The organism is uncultured Gemella sp., assembly GCF_963525165.1.
In the GTDB taxonomy this organism is placed as follows: domain Bacteria; phylum Bacillota; class Bacilli; order Staphylococcales; family Gemellaceae; genus Gemella.
In genome coordinates, this window is sequence record NZ_CAURJN010000057.1 from 1 (window position 1) to 5727 (window position 5727).

At 29.9% G+C, this 5727-nt stretch carries 5 protein-coding genes; all 5 read right to left on the bottom strand.

Annotated elements, in window-relative coordinates; translation table 11 throughout:
- Positions 1 to 317 precede the first annotated feature (317 nt).
- The gene (secD, locus tag RWQ74_RS08485) at positions 318 to 2612 is read right to left on the bottom strand and encodes a protein translocase subunit SecD (RefSeq protein ID WP_314397864.1); all 2295 of its coding nucleotides are present in this window, start codon (positions 2610 to 2612) and stop codon (positions 318 to 320) included.
- A 137-nt stretch (positions 2613 to 2749) separates the two neighbouring features.
- The gene (locus RWQ74_RS08490; protein ID WP_314397865.1) at positions 2750 to 3583 is read right to left on the bottom strand and encodes a Cof-type HAD-IIB family hydrolase; all 834 of its coding nucleotides are present in this window, start codon (positions 3581 to 3583) and stop codon (positions 2750 to 2752) included.
- Positions 3583 to 4017: a GtrA family protein gene (locus RWQ74_RS08495; RefSeq protein WP_314397866.1), complete on the bottom strand. Its 435-nt coding sequence runs from the start codon at positions 4015 to 4017 to the stop codon at positions 3583 to 3585. Before RWQ74_RS08495 ends, RWQ74_RS08490 begins: the two co-directional genes overlap by 1 nt.
- A 251-nt stretch (positions 4018 to 4268) precedes the next feature.
- The gene (locus tag RWQ74_RS08500) at positions 4269 to 4931 is read right to left on the bottom strand and encodes a type III toxin-antitoxin system ToxN/AbiQ family toxin (RefSeq protein WP_314397867.1); all 663 of its coding nucleotides are present in this window, start codon (positions 4929 to 4931) and stop codon (positions 4269 to 4271) included.
- Positions 4932 to 4985: 54 nt separating this feature from the next.
- Entirely contained in the window at positions 4986 to 5450 is a 465-nt protein-coding gene (tnpA, locus tag RWQ74_RS08505) for an IS200/IS605 family transposase (protein ID WP_314397868.1), read from the bottom strand.
- Between the last annotated feature and the right edge of the window lie 277 nt (positions 5451 to 5727).

A 5727-nucleotide genomic window follows, 5' to 3' on the forward strand; every position in this document is an offset into this window, starting at 1 on the left:
CCACTTGTCTAAACTAAATATATATGTGTCCAGAATTTTGGGTACACATCAAAATTGATTTTGTCGAATCACCCCCGCACAGTTTATTAGATATCTAAAAAGCTTTCATAAAGCGAATTTAGATATTAATAAACCACTGCGTCTATAAGTTATCATATACACTTTTTTAAAATTTAGGACTCTTGGGTCAGCCACTCCTCTTAATTTTCATAATCAACCGCACTTGACAAAGAGCCTTTAAAATTCGTAACAATACACTAATATTTAATAAAAAAATACTCAAAACTAAGTTTCCTTAATTTTGAGTATTTATATTCCTATACTAAAACTTTATCGTTTTCTTTTCTCTCTCTTGGAGATTGACGTATATTTATTTCGATTTTTCCTTTTTTGTTTAATTCACGTACTTTTAATACTGCCCACAATTGTGCTGCAATAAATAGTGATGAATATAAACCAAAGATTAATCCAATAAGTAACGCCACATTGAATGAGTAAATTGAACTACTTCCTACTAATAACATAACTATAACCGTGATTATAACTGTTAATACTGTATTAATAGAACGAGTTAATGTTTGTCTTAGTGATACGTCTACTACTTTATAAATTTGTTCTTTTGATGTTAAAACTTTCTCATGACGCATATGTTCACGAATACGGTCAAATGTAACGATAGTATCGTTAATTGAGTAACCTACGATTGTTAATACTGCTGCGATGAATGTAATATCTATTTCTAATCTTAATAAGCTCGCGATGAAAATGATGATACATACGTCATGCAGTAAGGCGATAACACTCGTAAGTCCCATACGCCATTCGAATCTGAATGCTACATAGATGATAATACCAATAGAAGCATACATTAATGCAAATAATGCATTTTTAGCTAATTCTTTTCCTATTACTGGAGATACAACACTTAAGTTAGTATCTTTTTCATACTTTTTAGCAAAGTATTCTTTGATTTCTATCGATTTATCTTGTGCAAAGCTCTCTTTAGAGTGTACCGTTGCCTGTTTTTTATCCGGTGAAACAACTATTTTTTCTTCTTTCACTTTCAAAGCATTTAAATCTTCTTGAATCTTATCTACTGATAATTCAGTATTTGCGGCTACATCAATACGTGTACCACTAGAGAAGTCAATACCTAAGTTCAATTTATACATTCCTAAAGATGCAGATCCCGCAATCATAATCGCAATACTTAAAGCAAAGAATTTCTTCATGTGCTTAGTAAAGCTCAACCATTCAAACTTAGTACTTAAGTTAAGTGAGTTTATACCAAACTTAGTTTCGTGAATACTCTTCTTACTAACACCAAAGTACCCTGGATGGTTATTAAAAATATTAGAATTTACTAATAAACTTAGTAATAATCTAGTACCAAATACTGCCGTTATAAAGCTGACTAATATTGATAATAGTAACATTGTCGCAAAACCTTTAACACTACTTGTACCAAAGATAAATAGCACTATTGCAGCGATTACTGTAGTAAACTGCGAGTCAAAGATTGTCCATAACGACTGTTTAGCTCCATCTAAGTATGCTTTTTTCAATGGATATCCAGCACGCACTTCTTCTTTAATTCTTTCATACATGATAATATTAGCATCAACCGCCATACCAACCCCAAGGATTAAGGCTGCAATACCAGGAAGTGTAAGTACCCCTGAAATCATATTGAAGAATACTACCGTAATATATACGTAAGCAACCATCATGACACTAGCTACGAATCCAGGAACACGATAGATCACTAACATAAATATACAAATAATAGCTAACGCTATAGCTCCTGCTAATACTGTTTGTTGCAATGCATCTGCTCCAAATTGAGCTCCTACAGAGTTTGAGTAAATCTCTGTTAATTTTACAGGTAAAGCTCCAGAGTTTAATAACGCTGCCATTTCTTTAGCTTCTTTTACGGTGAAGTTCCCTGTAATTTGAACATCTTTTGAATTAATAGTTTGAGCTACTTGTGGTGCGGAAACATATTTAGGTTTCTCTTTAGCTGCTTCAGCCTTAAATGAATCTCCTTCATTGAAGTCCATCCAAATAACCATTAAGTTTTGACCTTGAGGACGTTTACTGATTTCTGAAGTAATATTACCAAATTTATCAGCGTCTTTTAATTTTAAGTTAACATCAGGTTTGTTATTTTGATCGAATCCTTGAGATGCTCCGTTTTCTTCTAAATCAGAACCGTCTAACAATACCTTGTCTTCAATATCACGAATAGTTAAGTTCGCTTGCGTTGATAATACTTTACGAGCTGTTTCTTGATCTTTTACCCCTGCAAGTTCAACACGAATTCTATTTCCTGATTCAACAGTAATAACCGGTTCACTTACTCCAAGTATGTTAATACGTCTACTAATAGTGTCGGCAGTTGCCTTAACAGCTGCTTCATCTATAGTTTGACCTTCTTTAAGAGGTTCTACTTGGTATAGTACCTCAAATCCTCCTTGAAGATCCAGTCCAAGATTTACTTTTTCAGCATTAGATTTTGATGTTAATCCTATTGATGTAAGAATAATAACAACTAATGATAAGAAAGCAATAATTCTACTGAACTTTTTCTTCTCATTTCTTCTTCCTCTCATGAAAGTTCTCCTTTATTTTATTTTTCATTGTACAATTTATAGTAATCAAATATAAAATTATTTATATGTAAATCGCTATATAGGTAATTAATACGCTACCTTCTAATTTATCAAATTTTCGCTAAGTTATCAAGTATTTATTTAATTTTTTCGTAATAATCTTCCACATATTTAATGACAGAAAAATCATTATTATTTCCGATAACTTCATCACACATTTCTTGAATTTCTTCTTTAGCATTATTTGGACAAACACTCCATCCTGCTACATCGAACATTTCTTTATCATTAAAATTATCACCAAATACTACACAATCTTCTATTGGAGAATTATAATATTCAGCTAATTTTTCAATGGCTGTTCCTTTATTACATCCTTTTGGCATAATATCGAAGAAATCAGTTGCCGAGAATGTTCCATCTACTTCTAGAACTTCACTCACCTTGTTAAAGAAGTCCACTACTTTATCATGATTTTTGGCAATCATCATAATTTTTTGACAATCTTCTTTATTCTTCTTGATTTCACCTATAATGTCATCATGAATATACATTGGCGTTTTCAGTTCCTCTGGCATATCTACTTCAAGTTTCTTCATTCTAGCCATACTAAATGACAAATGGTTACAATAAATATAATTTAATGTATACACGTGAAATTCTATCTCATCATCATTTAGTTCTTTAAACATGTTATAAATTTTTTCAATTTCTTCTATTTTAAAACTCTTTTGATAAACTATTTCACCTGTTGATAGATTTCTAATTAAACTTCCATTATTAGAAATAACTACATCGTTCATCCCTAAGTTGTAATAATAATGCTTAACCGCAATATCAGGTCTTCCCGTGGCAATTATGAATTTACTTCCTTTATCTTGCAGTTTTACTATTACATCTTTTGCATTTGGTGCAACTTCTTTTTTATCATTTAAAAAAGTTCCATCCATATCTGTAATAAACCATTTCATTAGTTATTTTTCTCCTTTGTGAAAACTAAAAATTTACTAATAACATAATTAGCAACAAGTACTACGAATTGAATAATAAATTTACTTAAATATGCGTTCATTCCTAAGTAAATGAATAATTCTACTCCAAATACTTCTATAACAAGTGTAGATAATCTAGCAGTAAAGAATTTACTAAGTTCATAAAATACCTTCTTAAATCCTACAGCCTTCGAATTAAATACATACTTAGCATTAACAAAATATGCAAATAAAATCGATAATGTTATAGATATTAAATTCGCTGGTCTAACTTCCATCCCATAGTAATACAAAATAAAATATGTAACAACATTTACTAGCGTCGTACAAACCCCAAAGAATATGTAGTTAACTATACTTTTGTATCTAGGCTCTTTGTAAAGATCCAGCATTTTTTCTATTAATTTTTTCATGCTATCCTCTTTATATTAAAATTTTGCCAACACTTAATTATATACCTATAAGCAGTTTTTTTCAAATTTTTACATGTGAAATTTAATGAAAGTTAGAAATGATTTTATAAAATTATTACGGGAACCACTCTATAAAATCAACTTCTCCGAACTCACAATTTTTATTTTTAATCCCAAGTATTTTTTCTATTATAAAATTAACGACTCATTAATCAAATTTTTTTAAAAATCGGTTTAATGAGTCGCCTTTATTATTCTACTATATTCCATTTTAACATGGCCTGTTCCAACTTCAAAAAATTGCATGCACCATATCCAATTATATTTCTTTCCTTTTGTTTCTTATAGATTTTTTCTACGTTTTTTTGTATCTTTTCTCTATTTTTCAAACAAAACTTGAATTCTTTATTAATCAAAACCTTATAACTTTCCTCTAAGTTTTTAAATAAAACTTTTTTATACATTCCTTTTGGAACTGGAATCATTTTCTTGATATCAATTACTCCTAATATATGTAATTTTTGAGTTTTAGAAAAATCTTTAAATATATCAAAAGATTTTATTTTTTCATTATCTATTATCTCATAAATTAATATATGTTCATTAGATATATTTTTCCATTTTTTGTGTTTTTCTTTTGCTGATGATAATGGTATAAAATACTCAAATTCATTTACTAATAATATAATTCCAATAAAAGGTTTTAAATCCTTTTTATATTTCAAATTATAATATACCTCTGAATCATACTCATTCAAATATTTTAAGTAATCAATATTAATTTCATAAAAACCAAACTGTGCTCTATTAATCATTATATTCTCCCAAATAATGACCACCCCTGAAAAGGGGTGGTTTTCTCTTCGGGTATAACCCTTTGTTACTAACACGCACCTCAAGGCGCTGGCTTTCACATTCGTTCAAGCCCTATTGTATTTTGACGCCCGCTACCCGTTAAACGGGATTATTTATTTTTTCTTATTTCCAAATGGATTTGTATATTCTTTGGTTGTCAGTCTATCTATTGCAATATCATGCGATTCTTGTTCTCTGATATATTTTCTTATTGTACTTTCATTTAATCCTACAGTACTTACATAATATCCTTCTGCCCAAAACTTTCTATTTCCATACTTATATTTCAAGTTTGAATGCATATCAAATATCATCAGTGAACTTTTTCCTTTCAAATATCCCATGAAACTTGCAACACTGTATTTTGGCGGTATTGATAGTAGCAAATGTATATGGTCTGGCATTATATACCCCTCTATTATTTCTACACCTTTATACTTGCATAACCTCTTTATTATACTTACTATATCTCGTTTATATTGATTAAATTCTATTTTTCGTCTATACTTAGGTGTAAATACAATATGGTATTTACACAACCACTTTGTATGCGATAAACTATTATGTTTATTTGCCATAATTAAAATCATCCTTTCTTTATTTTAGAGCTTGAACTACTCTTATTTTATCAAGAAAGGATGATTTTTCAATTGTTTAACTTTTATCTCGCACCCGCATAGCGGGTGGTTTTTTGTTTCGGAGACTTCGCCTCCTCAACTGGCTAAAGCCTTTTAAAAAAAGAGAGGTTTTCCAACCTCTCTTCCTTCTTTAAACTTTCACCTTTAGTATATAGGTAGTGAGACACCTTCTTTAAACTTTCACCTTTGGTGTATAGGTAGTGAGACACCTTCTTTA